The organism is Alteribacter keqinensis (assembly GCF_003710255.1).
GTDB lineage: Bacteria > Bacillota > Bacilli > Bacillales > Salisediminibacteriaceae > Alteribacter > Alteribacter keqinensis.
Map to the genome: position 1 here is coordinate 48,899 of NZ_RHIB01000005.1, position 18,089 is coordinate 66,987.

At 45.1% G+C, this 18,089-nt stretch carries 19 protein-coding genes and 1 rRNA gene; 2 read left to right on the forward strand and 18 right to left on the reverse strand.

All coding sequences use genetic code 11. The annotated features are described in order from the left end of the window. Positions 1-10: 10 nt before the first annotated feature. The 7 genes from veg to metG form a co-directional block, all read right to left on the reverse strand. Positions 11-271, reverse strand: coding sequence for a biofilm formation stimulator Veg (gene veg, locus EBO34_RS20100; protein ID WP_122901997.1), 261 nt, complete (start codon positions 269-271; stop codon positions 11-13). A gap of 316 nt (positions 272-587) precedes the next feature. Next, complete coding sequence (gene yabG, locus EBO34_RS20105; protein ID WP_122902000.1) at positions 588-1,460, reverse strand: sporulation peptidase YabG; 873 nt, start codon at positions 1,458-1,460, stop codon at positions 588-590. A gap of 62 nt (positions 1,461-1,522) precedes the next feature. Further along, complete coding sequence (gene rsmA / locus EBO34_RS20110) at positions 1,523-2,410, reverse strand: 16S rRNA (adenine(1518)-N(6)/adenine(1519)-N(6))-dimethyltransferase RsmA (protein ID WP_122902002.1); 888 nt, start codon at positions 2,408-2,410, stop codon at positions 1,523-1,525. A 6-nt stretch (positions 2,411-2,416) separates the two neighbouring features. Then, entirely contained in the window at positions 2,417-2,968 is a 552-nt protein-coding gene (gene rnmV, locus EBO34_RS20115) for a ribonuclease M5 (RefSeq protein WP_183163970.1), read from the reverse strand. A 470-nt stretch (positions 2,969-3,438) separates the two neighbouring features. After that, positions 3,439-4,824: a ubiquitin-like domain-containing protein gene (locus tag EBO34_RS20120; RefSeq protein WP_249414164.1), complete on the reverse strand. Its 1,386-nt coding sequence runs from the start codon at positions 4,822-4,824 to the stop codon at positions 3,439-3,441. Between the two features lie 219 nt (positions 4,825-5,043). Beyond that, positions 5,044-5,811, reverse strand: a complete 768-nt coding sequence (locus EBO34_RS20125) for a TatD family hydrolase (RefSeq protein ID WP_122902004.1) — start codon at positions 5,809-5,811, stop codon at positions 5,044-5,046. A gap of 426 nt (positions 5,812-6,237) precedes the next feature. Further along, complete coding sequence (metG, locus tag EBO34_RS20130) at positions 6,238-8,208, reverse strand: methionine--tRNA ligase (RefSeq protein ID WP_122902006.1); 1,971 nt, start codon at positions 8,206-8,208, stop codon at positions 6,238-6,240. A gap of 1,012 nt (positions 8,209-9,220) precedes the next feature. Between metG and abrB the strand changes: the two genes are divergently transcribed. Further along, complete coding sequence (abrB, locus tag EBO34_RS20140) at positions 9,221-9,508, forward strand: transition state genes transcriptional regulator AbrB (RefSeq protein ID WP_026688710.1); 288 nt, start codon at positions 9,221-9,223, stop codon at positions 9,506-9,508. 53 nt (positions 9,509-9,561) lie between these two features. Here abrB and rsmI read toward each other — a convergent pair whose 3' ends face one another. The 10 genes from rsmI to EBO34_RS20190 all read right to left on the reverse strand — a co-directional run bounded on the left by rsmI (position 9,562) and on the right by EBO34_RS20190 (position 16,916). Beyond that, positions 9,562-10,443 (reverse strand): 16S rRNA (cytidine(1402)-2'-O)-methyltransferase, encoded by an 882-nt coding sequence (rsmI, locus tag EBO34_RS20145; RefSeq protein WP_122902010.1) that lies wholly within the window; start codon positions 10,441-10,443, stop codon positions 9,562-9,564. A gap of 217 nt (positions 10,444-10,660) precedes the next feature. Continuing rightward, a complete protein-coding gene (locus tag EBO34_RS20150; protein ID WP_122902012.1) occupies positions 10,661-10,936 on the reverse strand; it encodes a GIY-YIG nuclease family protein in 276 nt (91 codons plus the stop codon). Further along, on the reverse strand, positions 10,923-11,666 hold the full coding sequence (locus tag EBO34_RS20155) for a tRNA1(Val) (adenine(37)-N6)-methyltransferase (protein WP_122902014.1): 744 nt from the start codon (positions 11,664-11,666) through the stop codon (positions 10,923-10,925). The genes EBO34_RS20150 and EBO34_RS20155 overlap by 14 nt, the downstream gene beginning before the upstream one ends. Before the next feature lie 71 nt (positions 11,667-11,737). Next, positions 11,738-12,106 carry a DNA replication initiation control protein YabA gene (gene yabA / locus EBO34_RS20160; protein ID WP_122902016.1) on the reverse strand — a complete coding sequence of 123 codons (369 nt, stop codon included), beginning with the start codon at positions 12,104-12,106 and terminating at the stop codon, positions 11,738-11,740. A gap of 15 nt (positions 12,107-12,121) precedes the next feature. Further along, positions 12,122-12,949 carry a PSP1 domain-containing protein gene (locus tag EBO34_RS20165; RefSeq protein WP_122902018.1) on the reverse strand — a complete coding sequence of 276 codons (828 nt, stop codon included), beginning with the start codon at positions 12,947-12,949 and terminating at the stop codon, positions 12,122-12,124. Between the two features lies 1 nt (position 12,950). Continuing rightward, complete coding sequence (gene holB, locus EBO34_RS20170) at positions 12,951-13,937, reverse strand: DNA polymerase III subunit delta' (protein WP_122902020.1); 987 nt, start codon at positions 13,935-13,937, stop codon at positions 12,951-12,953. A gap of 13 nt (positions 13,938-13,950) precedes the next feature. After that, a complete protein-coding gene (locus EBO34_RS20175; RefSeq protein WP_122902022.1) occupies positions 13,951-14,280 on the reverse strand; it encodes a cyclic-di-AMP receptor in 330 nt (109 codons plus the stop codon). A 109-nt stretch (positions 14,281-14,389) separates the two neighbouring features. Continuing rightward, the gene (tmk, locus tag EBO34_RS20180) at positions 14,390-15,034 is read right to left on the reverse strand and encodes a dTMP kinase (RefSeq protein WP_122902024.1); all 645 of its coding nucleotides are present in this window, start codon (positions 15,032-15,034) and stop codon (positions 14,390-14,392) included. A gap of 19 nt (positions 15,035-15,053) precedes the next feature. After that, positions 15,054-16,490 carry an aminotransferase class I/II-fold pyridoxal phosphate-dependent enzyme gene (locus tag EBO34_RS20185; RefSeq protein ID WP_122902026.1) on the reverse strand — a complete coding sequence of 479 codons (1,437 nt, stop codon included), beginning with the start codon at positions 16,488-16,490 and terminating at the stop codon, positions 15,054-15,056. 201 nt (positions 16,491-16,691) lie between these two features. Next, positions 16,692-16,916 carry a sigma factor G inhibitor Gin gene (locus EBO34_RS20190; protein WP_236785228.1) on the reverse strand — a complete coding sequence of 75 codons (225 nt, stop codon included), beginning with the start codon at positions 16,914-16,916 and terminating at the stop codon, positions 16,692-16,694. Between the two features lie 174 nt (positions 16,917-17,090). Between EBO34_RS20190 and EBO34_RS20195 the strand changes: the two genes are divergently transcribed. After that, the gene (locus EBO34_RS20195) at positions 17,091-17,720 is read left to right on the forward strand and encodes a hypothetical protein (protein WP_249414165.1); all 630 of its coding nucleotides are present in this window, start codon (positions 17,091-17,093) and stop codon (positions 17,718-17,720) included. Positions 17,721-17,964: 244 nt separating this feature from the next. On the opposite strand, the gene rrf is transcribed toward EBO34_RS20195, so the two are convergent. Continuing rightward, positions 17,965-18,081: ribosomal RNA gene (gene rrf / locus EBO34_RS20200) — 5S ribosomal RNA — on the reverse strand. Between the last annotated feature and the right edge of the window lie 8 nt (positions 18,082-18,089).

Genomic DNA, 18,089 nt, shown 5'->3' on the forward strand with positions numbered 1-18,089 from the left:
CGAGTGACAGTTAAACAGACTCTGTGGTTGCTTCTTCTTCTGGAAGTGACAGTTGAACCGTATCTGTCAGTACATCAGTATAGCTGTATGATACGCGTTCGAATGCGTGGGCATCCTGATCAAGCTTGATAATAAACACTGAAGGATACGTTCCCTCCAGCAGACCAGAACGTTCAATCGTCTTTCTTCTTCCGCCATTTGCTTTAATCGTGACTTTTTTCCCGACGTTTGCGTCTAATGTGCGTTTAATTTCAATCAACGTTTTTCCCATTCCACTCCACCTCACTGTATATACAATACCACCATTCGACATCGTTGTCAAATTAAAATAAAGTTTAAATTATAACAATGTATCATAGTGACTGTCAACAAAAGATTCCCTTGCCTTTTCGGCAATTTTTGCACACCTTACTGACATTGAAATCCTTGTTTACGTAGTTTGTGCAAACTTCTCATTTTTATGTAAACAGAAGGGGATTTGCCCTTCTCAGGATAAATTGTCGATTGTTCAGGATAAACTACCGCCCAAACTCTCCTGACAATAAAAAAAGAGCTCCAGGTCCTTCACACCCGTAACTCTTTTTACGCTATTCTTCGATTTCTTCCTGTTCCACTGGTATGCCTCTTCTGAGAGATCCTTTTGTTTCAATGCCTCCCATTCCCCGCTCCCCGGTTAACGTATGCTTCAGCATATCCCATAATGCCACACGCTCCATAAATGGAGTGAGGCTGATCTTGGAAACCACATAAACGGGATCGAGTGCGTGTATATTGATTCGTTCAGGTGAACTTGCAAAATTGGCACCGGCTCTTAAAATCGCTTGAAAGTACGACTGGCACGCACCTGCAAAAATAACAAGGTGGTCCATGTAGGGAACAACCTTCCTTGCTTCTTTAACGGCATCGACAAAATACCGGGAGTTTCTGTACGCCTTCATGTCCGTTTTTGAACCTTTATTTTTCATGTAAGCATCATGTCCTGTAATAACCAGAATATCAGGACGGACCATTTCAATCAGAGAGGCTACTTGAAGAGGCATTTCTTTTTCTGCAATATGAACGCCGTATACAGGCACACCCAGACGGTCATACACTGCCGTACACTTTTTAAGGTAGAGAGGGTCACCGTCTATATGGAGGATTCGTCCCGGCAGCTCAAAAAAAGACTGTTTCTCTGTATAACCTGAGGTAATTTCGTACTCCGTCTGCTCCCGTATGAGCTTTCGATCCTGTCGAAAAAGATGATAACAGCTCTCCTCTTTTTCTTTAAACTGGTTACTATGACGCTTTCGATCCGTTTCTTCCATAACGACTAAATCGTCGATCGGGGCATCCGCTACTAAACGCATCTCTTCCCCGAAAAGTTCGACAACATCCCCGTTGATGGCCACAACCCTGAACAGGACATCACACTTGTAGGATGCCCTCCCAACGACCTGGCCGATTTTAATCCCTCGCATGACAAACGCCTCCTCACACGATAACGTATGCGAGAGAAGGCGTATCAGTTCCCCTATTCAAATCATTCGTTCAGACTGTAATGCTCGACAAAAACATCGCTCAATCGTGCGAATTCTTCCATGGACAGCGTTTCTCCGCGTCTCTTCGGATCAATACCAGCCTGTTCGCACAGTTCAATAATCAATGCTTTTTCCTTTTTCGCATCAAAATGGTGAACCAGGTTGTTTAAAAGCGTCTTTCTGCGCTGGGTAAATGATCCGCGGATGATTCTGAAAAAGAACCCCTCGTCCTTAACCGATACCGGCGGTTCTTCACGGATTGTCAGGCGGAGAACTGCCGAATCAACGTTTGGCTGAGGAACAAAAACCGTCTTCGGTACAGTGAGCACCGTTTCAGCTTTTGCGTAATACTGACAGGCAATGGACAAAGAACCGTAATCTTTTGTCCCCGGCTTTGCAGCAATCCGCTCAGCTACTTCTTTTTGTATCATGACCACAATAGCCCTGAGAGGAAGTTTCTCTTCAAGAAGTTTCATTAAAATCGGTGTCGTGACATAGTAAGGAAGGTTCGCCACCACAACAAGATCATCTTTCTTTTCGATCTGTTCATTTATCAGCGTATGAAGATCTGCTTCAAGCACATCTTTATGAATGACATTTACATGAGGATAAGGAGCCAGTGTATCCCTTAAGATCGGCAGAAGCCTCTGGTCGATTTCAAGGGCTGTGACAGACCCTGCTCTTTTTGCGATCTGTTCAGTCAAAGCTCCGATACCGGGTCCTACTTCAATTGCTGAAGTGTTCTCTGTCACACCCGCAGTATCGACAATGTTCCGGAGAACGTTCGTGTCAATAAGGAAGTTTTGCCCCAGGCTTTTCTTAAAGGAAAAACGGTGTTTTTCGAGGATCTCTTTCGTCCGTTTCGGCGTTGCAATATCTTTATTATTCATAAAAGGTCACTCTTCTTTCTCTTCACTGTAGTCAAGGGCACTGATAAATTCCTCCCTGGTGATGTGAAACTGCATCAGTCTTCTGTGAAGCTGCTTCCCGTTGGCATATCCGATCTTCAGCTTCTGCCCGAGCTCTTCTCTCTTCTCTTTTGATCCTGCGCCACCGATTAATCCAGCAGTCATCAGATCATCCATTGTAATCTCTTCACCGGGCTCCTCGCCCGGACTTCGGACATGTTCAAGAGCTTCAAGGAGCGCTTCATCCGATGCATTTTCAACTCCGATTTTTCCCCGGTGGTTTTTGGCAAGCTCCTTTGGCAAAAAGGCATGCTTACACCCAGGAACAGCCGCTTCAATCGTCCGGCGGATCTTCTCACCGGGATAATCAGGGTCTGTAAAAATAATGACCCCTCTGCGCTCTGCTGCCAGCCGGATTTTTTCGATGGTCACGTCATTTAACGCAGATCCGTTCGTTTCTATCGTGTCGCACCGGGCCACTCTGTTTAACGCTTTTGTGTCGTCTTTTCCTTCGACAACGATCATCTCTTTTATAATCACAATAAACCTCTTTTATTATCGCTTATTTCTTAAAAATTGCTGCATATAGGATATAGCTGTATCATCTTCTTTATTACAAACTGTTTTCGAATAAACTGCTGTTATTCATACTTCATTCAGGGTAGAAATGAAGCCTCCATACCCTTCGTTTTCCGTGGCGGTGCCGGCAAACCTCCTCAAGCTAAAGCTTTGCGGGGTCTTGCCTGGCCCCCTCTGCCACAGGAGTCTCAGGCATTCCGGCTTCATTACCTTTTCCAGCAAAAGCAACAATCTTTAAAGAACCAGCTTTATTACAAGGAAAATTTAGAATTAGGTGTTGAATTCCGAGTCTTACGCTCCCTCTGATCAACCGTAAACCAAGAATACCCTCTTTACACAGCAATGTTTAGGAATACAGCGTTGATTACTTTCGTCACGCAGAAATAGACACAGGATAATTCCTGTGTCTATTTAGTATATCATGGTATAGGTTAATCTAAAATCCGCACTTCTACAGACCTTCTCCCGAACGAGCCCGCTCCACTCGGCATAAAGATATCAATCTTGCGCCCCTGGATCGCTCCGCCCGTATCGCCTGCCAGATACGTTCCATACCCTTTGACTTCAACCCGGGATCCCAATGGGATGACACTCGGGTCAACTGCAATTACCCTTGCATCCGGATTATCCTTCAGGTTAATACCTGTAGCAGTAATCCCTGAGCATCCGGTACAGTTCGCTGTATAGGCAGTGGCTTCAAACGTCTGCCAGCTCCCTGATGAAGACGATGAGGAGGAGGACGAACTTCCTGAACTTGAAGATGAACTATTCGACGCCGCGGAACTTGAAGAGCCGGATGACGACGAAGATGAGCTGGAAGTATTGCTTGATGTATCACTTGATGTATTGTTTGAAGAACCGTCCGCTGATGCACTGGTTGAGCTGCTGTCGGAAGAGGCGGAAGAATTAGAGGAAGAACCACGTGACACCGTTGTGGTTACAGGAGCCGGTGATTTCGTCCCAACTGCCACGATACGGTCTTCACTTTCTTCGACCATCTCTTCTTTTACTAATTCTCTGGATACTTCTTCTCCGTCTTCAAAAATAACTTCATAATGTTTTTTCAGTCTTCCGTCTTTTCCGCTGTTTACGACCTTCTCATTTCCCTGATCAAGAGATGAGTCGTTTTTTCTTACTGTTGCAAAATCAACAGCTTCTTCCACGACATCGGTGACCTTTTCTACGCGGACAACCGTAAGGTCCGTCTCGTTGTTCAAACGCTCTTCGACAGCCGGCTCAATTTTATCCAGCTCGTTCAGCATTATCTCATGTTGTTCTAAAAAGTCAGCGACAGTCGTCGAAGTGGTCATGATATTCTCTTCTTTTCCGTCTATGTATACCGTGACTTCAAAGGCCGGTTCGTACACAATATCGGTTTCAGAGGTGATTTTAGTTTCTGTTGATGGTGAGAGAAAATCGTGCTCACCTATGTCGAGGTCAACCTCCCGGAGTAGCTCCTCCACGGTTGTGGCAGTCGTCCAAACGACCGTTCGCTCTCCGTCAATCATCATCGTAATTTGATTGGCTCTTATTATCGTTATGTCAGTTTCGTCGGTGATTAAAGTATCAAGTGATGGCTCAATGTGATCATGAAAGCCTACTTCTATTCCTTGTTCTACCAAGACCTCTTCTACTGTACCTGCGTGGGTGACTGCTTCATGCTCCACATCCTCCGCATAGATCGTGACACTTGTTTTCGTAATTTCATAGAATACAAATCCAAGTGCGGCCAGCACAATAGCAAGGCCGACGCCGGATATGGCCAGCTTCTTCCATGTGAATAACCTGGAAAAAAACCGCTTCATCCTATCATTCATAGTCAGAACGCCTCCTTCAATTTTCACATTTTACCCCTATCCACCTTTCTTGTCAATTCGGTTCTGAGAACCATTTCCTAGTATTATCGTCGACCTTTGATGGGAAAGTAAAGAATTATCACTCGACATTCACGACAAAAGTATGAAAAAACGGTGTAGAAAAATAGGTCTCGATTCATTACTTTGACAATCCTGCCTATCCTTCGACACCGAATCATGTCAGTTTATGTTAAAAAGTCTTTTCGCATTTATTCGTGTTTCTTCTATCAATTCCTCATAGGAGACACCTTTTAATTCAGCAAGCTTTTCGGCAACAAGAGTCACATAAGCCGGTTCATTTCTCTTTCCCCGGTTTGGGTGGGGGGCAAGAAAAGGGCTGTCTGTTTCAATAAGAAGACGCTCCATTGGAATCTGTGCTGCAACTTCTTTTGGAAGTCTGGCGTTTTTAAACGTAACCGGACCGCCGAAGGAAATGTGAAAGTTCATATCCAGACATTGTTTTGCAATCGCCATGTCCCCTGCAAAGCAGTGCATAATTCCTCCCACTTCCCCTGCATCTTCTTCTTTCAGCACATCCACAACGTCCTGGTCCGCTTCCCGGTTATGAATAATAATTGGCATGTTGAGCTTTTTGGCGAGGCGGATCTGCTTTCGGAACACCTCTTTTTGAACCTCGGCAGGTGACTTGTCCCAGTGATAATCAAGACCCATTTCACCGATGGCTACCACTTTCGGATGGGCAGAGAGTTCTTCGATCCAGGCAAGGTGTTCATCTGTCATATCAACAGCGTCGACGGGATGCCAGCCGACGGCCGCATATAAAAAGTCATATTGTTCAACAAGTGCCATTGCCTTATTGATTGTTTTTTCATCAAAACCTACAACGACCATTTCTTTCACGCCTGCCTGCTGCGCACGTTCGATTACATCATTTACATCGTCTTCAAACTGATCGGCGTTCAAATGCACGTGGGTATCAAATAACATGTGTATCATCCTTTCTTTGCTTATTGCTTTTGTTAAACTCTGGTACTAATGCGCCGGTAAGCCATGTTTCACATGAAACAATCAACTTATTTAAAAATGATCTTTAACACAGCATGCTTATTAAGGACGTCCGATCTGCGGATTCAGGAATTCTGTTTTTTTTCAGGGATCAGCCAGCTGAATTCAATTTTCAGGAAAAAATAGACGGTTTAAGGAATAACAGCACATCTTCAGGGATTTACCTTCTGTTTCAAGGAATCCAGCCTCTATAGTAAGGAATCGCCTCGCTTTACACAACGCTACCCCAAACAATTCCTCCTGCCTGCTTCAGGCAAGCCCTGAATGCCGATGAAAAACCATCGTGCATTCAGGGTTCAAAGCAGCATTTACGAAAAAGACCCGGCAACTCGTGCCGGGCTCATCTTCTTATTTTACTTGAGCCCCGTTAGGAAGAGACTGATCGATCGTAGCAAGTTTTAAGTCTTTCCCTTCAGAACCTGCAAGCACCATCCCTTGTGACAATTCACCGCGAAGCTTCACGGGCTTCAGGTTTGTCACGCAGATCACTTTCTTGCCAACAAGCTCTTCAGGCTTATAGTGTTTAGCTATGCCGGATACGACCTGGCGCTTCTCAAAGCCGAGATCAAGCTGAAGCTTTAACAGTTTGTCGGCTTTTTTCACCGGCTCAGCTTCTAAAACTTCGGCAACCCTAAGCTCAACTTTTGTAAAATCATCGATCGTGATTTCATCCACTTGCGGAACATTCTTTTCTTTCTTTTCAGCTTCCCGGTTCTGCTCTTCCTCCGTAAGCACCTGTCCGCCCATGGATTCCACGATGTAGGCCACTTCCTCTTTTACATCAAGGCGCGGGAACAAAGGTTCACCTTTTTTCACGACACGGGACCCGTTCTTTAAGCGGCCGAATTGATGGAGACTCTCCCACTCTGTATCTTCCTCGGCTACTCCGAGCTGATTCCAGATTTTCTGAGGTGTTTCAGTCATGAAAGGCTGGATCATGATGGAGACGTGGCGGAGAGACTCTGCCAGGTGATACATCACGGAACCAAGCTGCTCTTTCGCCTCTTCATCTTTTGCCAGGATCCACGGCTGTGTTTCGTCGATATATTTATTTGTTCGGCTCACAAGCTGCCAGATGGCTGTCAGGGCAACGGAAAATTCCATGTCTTCCATGGCCGCTTCTACTTTTTCCACCGTAGCCTCTACAAGGTCAACAAGGGGTTCGTCGTAGGAAGTCGCATCTTTAACGTAATTCGGCACTTCACCGTCAAAATATTTATTGATCATGGCAACCGTACGATTCAGAAGGTTGCCAAGGTCGTTTGCCAGGTCATAGTTCAAGCGGTCAACGAACCCTTCCGGTGTAAAGACCCCATCAGAGCCGAAAGGAACTTCACGAAGGAGGTAATACCGAAGTGCGTCCAGTCCGTAGCGGTCAATTAAAGGAACGGGGTCCACAACGTTCCCTTTCGACTTGGACATTTTGCCGTCCTTCATGAGAAGCCATCCATGACCGAACACTTTTTTTGGCAGGGGAAGATCCAGCGCCATCAGCATAATCGGCCAGTAAATCGTATGGAAACGGACAATTTCTTTTCCTACAAGATGAACGTCTGCAGGCCAGTGCTTCTTATAGAGGGAATCGTCATCACTTGCATACCCAAGAGAAGTAATATAGTTGGAAAGAGCGTCGATCCATACATACACAACGTGCTTTGGATTACTCTTTACTTTTACTCCCCAGTCAAATGAAGTACGTGAAACGGCTAAGTCCTCCAGACCAGGTTTAATGAAGTTGTTGATCATTTCTTTTTTGCGTGATTCAGGCTGGATAAACTCAGGATTATCTTCATAATACTTCAGCAGTCTGTCAGCATATTTACTCATTCTGAAGAAGTAGGACTCTTCCCGGACTTTTTCAACAGGGCGTCCGCAGTCAGGGCAGTTTCCTCCTTCTGCCTGACGTTCCGTAAAGAATGATTCACACGGCGTACAGTAAAGGCCTTCGTACTCGTCCAAGTAGATATCTCCCTGTTCAAGGAGCTGGTCAAAGATTTTTTGAACCACGTCTTTATGCCGAGGTTCTGTTGTGCGAATAAAGTCATCATAGGAAATGTCCAGTTTACTCCACAGGCTTTTAATATTTTTAGCAGCTTCATCTACATAAGCCTGTGGACTGACTCCCTCTTCCTTTGCTTTCAGCTCAATTTTCTGCCCGTGCTCATCCGTTCCTGTAAGGTAACGCACATCGTACCCCCGAAGACGCTTGTAGCGTGAGATCGCATCACCCGCCACTGTTGTATACGCGTGACCGATGTGAAGCTTTCCGCTCGGATAATAGATCGGTGTTGTAATATAAAACGTTTTGTTTTCACTCATGTTTATCTTCCTCCTTCACCTTTGCGAGGCGTTTTTTTCCATAAAAAAAGCACCCATCCCTCAATTGGGACGAGAGCATCATACTCACGTGGTACCACCCAGATTCCCCTGTTTTTTCACAAACACAGGGCTCTATCGGTTACATTGTAACCAGTGCCTGTAACGCAGGCGTACGTCGCCCCCTTATGGCCAATGCCACTCGAAAGCGGAGCTCCTCTCCGGACCATATTCAAAAGGGCTGTTCATACCGGTTTTCAGCTGCCCCGGCTCTCTGGAAATGAATGCTCTCTTTCTACTCATCCGATCATTGGAAAACATCGTGTATTCTCATTAAAATATAACCAATGCCCCTGCCACTGTCAAGAAATCATAGCCCGGCAGATGGCAATACTTCTATTCAGTAACAAGTATTGACCAGACCTCCTTTAACTAAACCTTCTGTTAAAAAGTTCACACACACTTTACGCACCCAAAGTAATTTACCTTATTTTATGAAAAAAGGTGTCATTTTCCGTCAAACAGGGTAAAGGAATAATCAGGTGACCAGTATTACACCAACGTCTGATGAAGAAACGTGAGGTGGTTGGCTTTTTCTTACTCTAAACCGCACCCAAATGACCCGGTCGTTTGCAGCCAACTTTTTACGGACACTATTTTTCTTTCCAAATGCCGTTAATTATGGACACAAGCAGGAAGATCATGTCGAATGGTTTAGTGATTTTCTGTATAAAAGTCTTTCATTTTCGAAAATCAGTACTCTTTTCATTTACATTAAATTTAGGGAAGTAATTACCATATTCGCTGTTTTGTTTAGAAAACGCTGATAACACTGCATTTTATCGCCGTTTTACTAATCTTCAATTCTAAAAAATTGACAAAAACTTTGAATATAAACGTTTTCACGTTGACTTCTTTTGGAAGAGTTGGTATTCTAAGTTTGAAAGATTTTGTCGAAGTTTGACTACTCTATTTTTAAAAATACGAATTTTTCTTTATGGGAGGAGAATGATTCATGAAATCAACAGGTATTGTAAGAAAGGTCGATGAACTCGGCCGCGTGGTTATTCCAATCGAATTGCGCCGTACATTGGACATTGCAGAGAAGGACGCTCTTGAGATTTACGTGGACGATGATCGTATCATCTTGAAAAAGTACAAGCCTAACATGACTTGTCAACTTACTGGAGAGGTTTCAGATGACAACCTGTCCCTTGCCGGCGGCAAGATCATCCTAAGCCCTCAGGGAGCACAGGAAATCGTTAACGACCTTCAAAGCTACCTTGAGAAACAAAGCAAGTAAGCAGCTGAAACTTTAAAAGCCTGAAACCGTAATGGTTTCAGGCTTTTTTTTACTTAAGAGCCGTCTGTATGGTAAAGCTTATACACTTCCCGCTTGTTCATCTCTCTGTCCTTTGCGGTCTGCTTAATCGCGTCTTTTGATGATTCTCCTTTTTCCATATAGGCTTTTACATGTTCAACTGTATCAAGGGTTTCCCACCAAACTTCGCCGGTCTCGCCGCTGCTGCCTTCCGGTGCTCCTTCTACAAAAAGAACGCACTCTCCTTTGATCTGGTTTGCTTCACAATGCTCCAGGAGCTCCTTCAGTGTCCCACGGACAAATTCCTCGTATCTTTTCGTCAGCTCTCTGCATAATACGGCTTTACGGCTGCCTAACGTCTCCAGCATTTCTTTTAACGTGGCTGTAATCCTGTGCGGCGCCTCATAAAAGATCATCGTAGATTCATGATTTTTCCAGTAATTGAGTGTTTCTCGTTTGATTTTCTTTTTCCTATTCAAAAAACCGACAAAAGTAAACGAATCCGTCGACAATCCTGATGCAATAAGTCCGGTAACAGCCGCATTGGCTCCGGGGAGCGGGACAACGGTGATCTTTTCTTCTATACACCTGGCCACCAATTCCTGACCTGGATCTGAAATAGCAGGCATACCGGCGTCACTTACAAGAGCAATAATGCTTCCGTCAGCAAGTTTGTCTATAAGAAACTCTTCCCGTTCTGCTTTATTATGTTCATGATAACTCACAAGCTTTGTTTCAATCTCGAACACGTGGCAGAGGCGCTTTGTATTTCGCGTATCCTCTGCAGCAATCAAGTCTGCTTCCTTTAATATAGACACCGCCCGGTACGTCATATCCTCCAGGTTCCCGATCGGAGTCGGAACAAGATACAGCGTCCCTTTTTCATCTTGATCTTTAAAGCTTTTTTGAACAAACATCCTGCTCACCTCCTCTGTTCTATACTCTCTTTTAGTATAGATTGTTGCTAAGTGTACTTTATCATAAACACAGTTATAAATATAAAGCCTGGGTACCCTGTATTTCCGCGGGGGCGCCGGTGAGCCTCCTCCTGCTCCGCAGTCCGGGGTCTCACCCTGGCGCCAATTCCTGCAGGAGTATTCGGGTACTCCGGCTTCTTCATCTATTTACGAAAAACTACACTCGTTTTCCAAAACAGCCTTTCTTTAAAATTAACGCACGCTTCTGTGCCTTTGATAACTGTTTTATCCTGTACTCAGCTTTTAACGCTTCTCCCTTTGACAGGAACAGCTCTTCATAAACCACTTCCAGCGGCGCCCTGCCTCTCGTGTATTTAGCACCGAGACCTGATGCATGAGCCTGAAGCCGCTTCTCAACATTTGTCGTATATCCCGTGTAATACGTTCCGTCGTTACATTCCAGTATGTACACGTAATGACTACCATGATTCATAATGGTCTTTAAACTCCTTTAAGTACTGTCCGTCTTCTCCGTAAACTGAAATAGGAAAAAGAGTTTTCAGGCCTGGACTTCCGCTTTTCATGCTTTCGATCAGGACCATGTTCGCTTCTTTTCCCCGCTTTCCATGTACATACTGAATCCTCTTTGGCTCCAAGTCATATGTACGAAGAGCCGACATAATATCAGCCAGGCGTTCGGGTCTGTGTACAAGGGCAAATTTCCCTCGGTATTTTACCAGCCTGGAGGCAATCCGTACGACATCGTCTATCGTACATGTAATCTCGTGCCTCGCCAGAGAAATGGTTTTATTCTCGTTTCTGTCCCGCTCGTTCACTGTCATGGGAAAATAAGGCGGGTTACAGGTAACCACATCATACCGCCCCCAAGCCACATCGCCATGAAGCTTCGTAATATCCTGATGAATGACGTTCACCTGTTTATCCAGACCGTTATTCTTCATATTTCTTAGCGCAAGATCCACAAGAGGTTCCTGAATCTCCACCGCATCGATCGGGGCATCGGTTCTTTTCGTGAGCATCATTGGGATCGCTCCGTTCCCTGCACACAAGTCAATCATCCGCCCGCCCCGCTTCGGTATGCTTGCGAACTTTGATAGTAATACCGCATCTGTCGAAAAAACAAACACGTCTCGCCTTTGTATAATACCTAGTTTTGTTCCGGGTAAAAAGTCAACACGCTCTTCGTGATGTTGTTTGTCCATACACGTACTCCCCTGTTCAAATGATGGAAAAAAAGTCTTCCCGGTATGAACTCGGAAAGACTTGAATACGATTATTTTTTATTGAGAAACGAGAGGCAGAATAAACAATCGCCTTCTTTACGAATGCTCCCATAATGCAGATTGCAGATATGAAAGCCTTCCTGATAAAGACGGGCCAGGTTATCGTACCCTTCGCCGAATTCCGTTTGCTTCGCTTCTTTACGGTCAGGCTTTGACATTTTCCGCTGGGGTTTTTTCTGATCTTTTGCCTGGGTTTTCCCATCAAGACGTGTGCGCAAATGATTGTTTTCAATCGACAAATGATGGTTTTCTTCAAGGAGAAGAGCAAGCTGCTCCTTTAATTCCCCAAGCTCATGATGTAGACCGCCAATGCGCTCTTCCATATGGCTGACGCGTGCAAAAATCTCTTTTTTATTCACGATCCCCACACCTCATTAATTCGTGGTTTCGTTGGCGATTGCTCCTTCTTTCATGAGTTCATCCAATGTATACTCGACCACGCGCTGCGCTTCAAACAACTCGACTTGCACAAGGCGCTCAAGCATATTTAATCCAACCACTTTCCCTTTACCATAGCTTGTTTTAATATGCTCATTTATATCCGGTAATTCTTTTTTCGCGCTTTCGTACATGTCGTTTTCATACTTCAGACAACACATTAAGCGCCCGCAGAGACCGGATATCTTTGTAGGATTAAGAGAAAGATTCTGATCTTTTGCCATTTTAATGGACACAGGCTCAAAGTCACCCAGAAACGTTGAACAGCAGAGCATACGTCCGCAAGGCCCGATGCCTCCAAGCATTTTAGCCTCGTCCCGCACCCCGATCTGTCTTAATTCAATACGTGTGCGGAAAATGGAAGCAAGGTCTTTTACAAGCTCACGGAAATCAATCCTTCCGTCTGCAGTAAAGTAAAAGAGAATCTTATTTCGGTCGAATGTATATTCCACGTCCACAAGCTTCATTTCAAGCTTATGTTCGTCGATTTTTTTAAAGCAGACATCAAAGGCCTTTTTTGCTTCTTCACGGTTTTCCTGAACCACGAGCTTATCCTTTTCCGTGGCAAGCCTGAGAACGCTTTTTAAAGGTAGCACGACATCCTTTTCATCAACCTCTTTGGGGCCGATGACGACTTTGCCGAATTCCACGCCTCTCGCAGTCTCAACAATGACATAATCGTCTGTGTTTATATCTATTGTACCCGGAGAAAAATAATAGATCTTCCCCGCTTTTTTAAATCGGACACCTACTACTTGATGCACGTTATCCCTCCTGTAACCGAAGGAGCAGCTGCTCCATAACCAACTGAGGACTGGTATTTGCATCGAGACGGCGTTTTGCCTCAAGAATCGCAGTCAGGTTATTTCCCAGTTTCATCTGGGACACCTTCAATGCCTCGTCTTTAAGACGCTCTTCCTGATCGAAGAAGACAAGTTCATTCTGCTGATCCAGTTGCATACGAATCACATCTCGGTACCAGATCATTAAGAGGTCGAGACCGGTTTGCATCTCACTTTTTTCTTTAAAAAAGCCCATCCAGCCATCCTGAAGCATTAAATAAGCGTACCTTGGACGCTTAGATACTTCATCTGTTAATTGTATCACTTTGGTTCTTGCCTGTGCAATCCAATTCTCTTCACAGAGCCCTTTTGCTTCCTCCAGATCGGAGGTCAGCTGTGCGGCCACCTGGGCCTGGGCTTTAGAGATACCTTCTTTGATCATTTCCTTAACAAGCTTGTCCGGTGGTAAAGGAGCAAAAGAGAGCACCTGGGACCGCGATACAATTGTTTTAAGAATCCGGTGGTACTGTGTAGTCATCAGTACCGCCAGAGCCTCTCCGTCCGGTTCTTCGAGGAATTTCAGGATACTGTTGGCGGCATTGGGCGTCATTTTCTCCGCATCCTCTACAAGATAGACCTTTTTAGCGGACTCCATTCCCCGGTAACTGAACTCTTTTTTCAAATGACGGATCTGGTCGACTTTAATTGTCTGCCCGTCCGTTTTTATCAAATGAACATCGGGATGGTTACCCGATTTGATCCGCCTGCAGTCAGAGCACCTTCCGCAGGGCTCTCCGTCATTGACATCTGAGCAGAAGAAAGACCTGGCAAGCTGCTGTGCCACCTGACGCTTTCCGGTCCCTCTTCCTCCTTCAAACAAATATGCATGGGCAAGGCGGTTTTTTTTCAGACTGTTATTTATCATCTTAACAACCGTAGGCTGAGTGCTTGCTAGTTGTTCCCAATTCATGTACTAGCCTCCATTAAAACTTTTCGAACTGGTCTACCGGCAGTACAAAGACTGTTGCTCCGCCTACCTGTACCTCGACAGGATAGGGAACGTAGGAATCGGCATTGCCTCCCATAGGCGAGATCGGTGCAACAAGCTGCTCCCGGGACTTGCAGTTATCATTAATGATCTTAAGAACATCGTCCACATTCTCATCTTCGGTACCAATCATAAAGGTGGTGTTTCCCGCTTTCAGGAACCCGCCTGTACTGGCAAGTTTTGTTGCCTGATGGTTATGTTCAACAAGCGCATCTGAAAGGCGGTTGCTGTCTTTATCCTGTACCACAGCTACAATTAATTTCATCGTAACTTCCTCCTTGTGTACCGAGCAGGGGTTAAACCTGCTTTCTTTTCTATATTATAACAGCTAAAAGGTCAATCTGTGACAGACCTCTCCCTGTTTTTAAATACATTTAGCGTTTTTCGGCGTCCATATTAAGGAAAGAACGGATTTTAACCCATGCTTCCTCAATAACCTGATCGAGGCTTTCTTCTGCATTGATTGTCTGAATCCGTTCAGGATCCTTTTTCACAAGAGACTGGTACGCTTCTCTTACACGATAGTGAAAATCAAGCTTTTCCTGATCAAGCCGGTTATTTTCTCTTCCATCATTATCTGATATTCGGGACAGGCCCACTTTCGGATCAAGGTCAAAGTACAGCGTAAGGGACGGCATCAGCCCTGCAGTGGCAAAAAGATTCATATTCAGGACTTCTTCTACACCAATTCCTCTGGCCACTCCTTGATAGACTAGGCTGCTGTCTATAAACCGGTCACAAAGAACCAGGTTCCCTTTCTCAAGCTCAGGCAGTACCGTTTCCACAAGATGCTGCCTCCGTGCAGCAGCATAAAGGAGAGCTTCCGTCCTTTCATCCATTTCTGTATGAGCAACATCCAGGATGATCTGCCTGATTTTTTCAGCAATCACACTTCCTCCGGGCTCCCGTGTACTCGTTACAGTACAGCCCTCTTTTTCCAGTTTATCTTTAATGGCACGAAGGACCGTTGTTTTACCCGCACCTTCGCCCCCTTCAAATGTTATAAACAAACCATTCACGTTAGAATCTCCTCACTTTTCAATCCTTCTTGTATACTTTAAGCCCTTTATGAAGCCATGCTGTGCCGGTTTGAAACGAAGCTCCCGATTCAATAAGCTCCTTTAACCTTTCAAGCTGGCGGGGCTTGATCCGCTCCCCGTTCATAATAAGGGGAATGCCCGGTGGATAAGGGACAACATCTTCTGCCGCCACCTGCCCGGCAGCGTCTTGAACATCATGAAAGCATGTCTCTTTTGAAGCCATTTCTTTATACGAAAATGAAAGTTCAGTCACCGGCTCTCTTAACGCTTCGATAGCGATACATTCTTTTTCACGTATTACCGGATAATGACTGACAGCCTCCCTTATTTTTTCAACTGTATCACACCATTCCAATGATAAGGGAAGGGTTAACACAAGGTAATTGTCATTTGCCAGCTCAGGATAAATACCGTGGCTGCTTAAAGAATTCTGAAGCATCAGTCCAGTGGCAGTCGAACGGCTGATCAACACAATCTTTAAAGGATCCTGGAGAAATTCAGCGATCTTCAAGGGAGCTATATCCCACTGTGGTATTGTCCCCAGCTTCTTTCTAAAGTCCGCTGCTTTTTTATATAATCTCTCATAACGATCGGGTAAAAATGCTGCCAGGTATGCTCTTGCCGCATCCAGTGATGCCATTAAAGGATAGGATGGGCTGCTTGATTGAAACATACGCAGGTGGCGCTTGACCGCAGCTTTGTCAACCCGCGACCCCTGCATGTGCAAGAAGGCCGTCATTGTCATTGCCGGCAACATCTTATGGGCCGACTGCACAACAACATCAGCCCCGGCTTTAAGGGATGAAGCCGGCCAGTCCCGCTGGACTTCAATCAAGTGTGCGCCATGAGCTTCATCTACCATCACCATAACTCCTGCTTCATGAGCTTTTTTAATTATAAGCTCCAGCGGCTGTACATACCCTTCATAGGTTGGTGAGGTCAGAATGAGTCCTTTCGCCTCCGGATATAGTTTCAGCGCATCGTTAACAGCATTCAGGTCCGCTCCTAGAAGCATTCCGGTTTCATTATCTATAACCGGCTCAATAAATACCGGTCTTGCTCCTGAAACCTCCAGGCCGTGAAACACAGACTGGTGACTGTTCCGCTGGACAAGAACAATATCATTTACGGAAAAGGACCCCACTATCATGGCCAGATTACCGGCTGTAGAGCCGCCTACAAGAAAGGAGGTGTGTTCTGCACCATACAGATCTGCAGCCAGTTGTTCAGCATCACCAATCACACCTTCCGGATGATGCAGGTCATCCATCCCTTTAATCTCTGTTACATCTATAGAGAGAACGTCATTAAAAAGGCGGTGTGCCTCTTCTTGAAAGACAGTTCCATTTTTATGTCCGGGGACGTGATAGGAGACAGGGGCTGTGTTTTTATATGTAATCAATTGTTCGACTAAGGGCATACGCCGCTGGTCCATTTATGAGTTCACCTTCAATCAGCTTTGCTCCCTTTATTATACTAGAGATGAATGCTTTTTTGTAACTGCACAAGCCGGCATGGATATTTGGCATGGGGAAGTGTTTTCACACCTGAGACAATAATAAAAAACAGACACCTCTGCCTCAGCAACAGGTCATCTGTTTTTTTTGATATTCCTATTCAATTTTGCACCAGCCCTTTAATGGATTGACCGTTTGTTTTGAAACAATGAATCTCTTATTTTTCTCAACTTCAGCAAATACTCCTGATATTCTGCCTCTGACGTGTCTGTTGAGACCAGATCATGCTCACAGGATTCACAAATAAAGTGGTCTAATAAGTGAATACCGTGTCCTTTTTCTTTTTTACAAATCAAGCATTCTTGTAACTGATCTGTTTGTTTCGATGCCAACATTCCTTTCATCGCTTCTCCACCTCCATTCCCAGTATGGACGAGAAAAGGCAGATTTATTCGAATTTGGTTGATGCTTCACTATATGCAGTGTTCTTCGTCCTTGTGCCCAATTTTAAAGAGGACAAAATAAAAAGAAACAGGGTATAGTGTGGAGAAGATCTGTATGACAGGAAGGGGCGGTTTATGAAAAAAATGTTTCTTTTTGTATGGATATTGTTGCTAAGCTACACTATTTTTCTGGCTCCCGGACACGGATTTGGGGACGACCCAACCGCCAGGGCCTTAGTATCAGGGGATTTTTCCAATGTTGATCCTCTCGTTACAGCCGTATTCAGCATGCTTGGTCTTTATCCGGTTATTTTCCTGATGCTTTTAATTCCAAAAGACCGTTGTCGCTGGCCTGCCTGGCCTTTTGCTCTTTTTTCGTTCGGACTCGGAGCTTTTAGTATTCTCCCTTACCTGGCTTTTCGTAAAGATGTGACCCGACGGGAAGCGAGGGGGCCTGGCTGGCTTAGAAGTGTCCTGCTCCATCCTATCACCATCGTGTTTGCCTTATTTATTGCAGTAACTTTATATTTGACCGCCATTACCGGTGGTTCCGTAACCGCTTATGGAGAGGCGTTTATGTCTTCTCACCTCGTAAGTACAATGACAGTCGATTTGCTTGTCGTAGTATGGATTACATTCTGGCTGGCTAAATATGAATGGCACCTCCGCTTCTCCTGGCTTGCTTTCATTCCGGCAGTGGGAGTGCTGGTCTTGCTCCTTCAAAGAAAGAAGCTTTCCGTGGAGGAGAGTAATGAGGATCGGTAGATATTGGGAGGAAGGTGTTTGGAGTGAAAAGGGAGGTGGCGGCCTCCAAGGCCGCCTTCTTTTTTAACTGCGACCGGGTGTTCAGGCTAAATGAAAATTTGTCAGGATAAGTGCTCCATTTTTCAGGATATCTTTTTATTCAGAGGTGCGATTGTTCGGGAAACCCGGTCCACGGCCTGCTTTTACATCCTCCCCAAACAGCACAAAAAAGCACCCGCTTTAAAAACGGGTGCTTTTTCTTATTGCCCAGCGACGTCCTACTCTCACAGGGGGAGAGCCCCCAACTACCATCGGCGCTGAAGAGCTTAACTTCCGTGTTCGGCATGGGAACGGGTGTGACCTCTTCGCTATCGTCACTGGACAAATCAT

What these genes read in the sequence shown, in the direction of transcription:
- veg (WP_122901997.1), bottom strand. Translation starts at nt 271, where the DNA reads ATGGGAAAAACGTTGATTGAAATTAAACGCACATTAGACGCAAACGTC.
- yabG (WP_122902000.1), bottom strand. Translation starts at nt 1,460, where the DNA reads ATGCGAGGGATTAAAATCGGCCAGGTCGTTGGGAGGGCATCCTACAAG.
- rsmA (WP_122902002.1), bottom strand. Translation starts at nt 2,410, where the DNA reads ATGAATAATAAAGATATTGCAACGCCGAAACGGACGAAAGAGATCCTC.
- EBO34_RS20120 (WP_249414164.1), bottom strand. Translation starts at nt 4,824, where the DNA reads ATGAATGATAGGATGAAGCGGTTTTTTTCCAGGTTATTCACATGGAAG.
- EBO34_RS20125 (WP_122902004.1), bottom strand. Translation starts at nt 5,811, where the DNA reads ATGTTATTTGATACCCACGTGCATTTGAACGCCGATCAGTTTGAAGAC.
- metG (WP_122902006.1), bottom strand. Translation starts at nt 8,208, where the DNA reads ATGAGTGAAAACAAAACGTTTTATATTACAACACCGATCTATTATCCG.
- abrB (WP_026688710.1), top strand. Translation starts at nt 9,221, where the DNA reads ATGAAATCAACAGGTATTGTAAGAAAGGTCGATGAACTCGGCCGCGTG.
- rsmI (WP_122902010.1), bottom strand. Translation starts at nt 10,443, where the DNA reads ATGTTTGTTCAAAAAAGCTTTAAAGATCAAGATGAAAAAGGGACGCTG.
- EBO34_RS20150 (WP_122902012.1), bottom strand. Translation starts at nt 10,936, where the DNA reads ATGAATCATGGTAGTCATTACGTGTACATACTGGAATGTAACGACGGA.
- EBO34_RS20155 (WP_122902014.1), bottom strand. Translation starts at nt 11,666, where the DNA reads ATGGACAAACAACATCACGAAGAGCGTGTTGACTTTTTACCCGGAACA.
- holB (WP_122902020.1), bottom strand. Translation starts at nt 13,937, where the DNA reads ATGAATTGGGAACAACTAGCAAGCACTCAGCCTACGGTTGTTAAGATG.
- EBO34_RS20175 (WP_122902022.1), bottom strand. Translation starts at nt 14,280, where the DNA reads ATGAAATTAATTGTAGCTGTGGTACAGGATAAAGACAGCAACCGCCTT.
- EBO34_RS20185 (WP_122902026.1), bottom strand. Translation starts at nt 16,490, where the DNA reads ATGGACCAGCGGCGTATGCCCTTAGTCGAACAATTGATTACATATAAA.
- EBO34_RS20190 (WP_236785228.1), bottom strand. Translation starts at nt 16,916, where the DNA reads ATGAAAGGAATGTTGGCATCGAAACAAACAGATCAGTTACAAGAATGC.
- EBO34_RS20195 (WP_249414165.1), top strand. Translation starts at nt 17,091, where the DNA reads ATGAAAAAAATGTTTCTTTTTGTATGGATATTGTTGCTAAGCTACACT.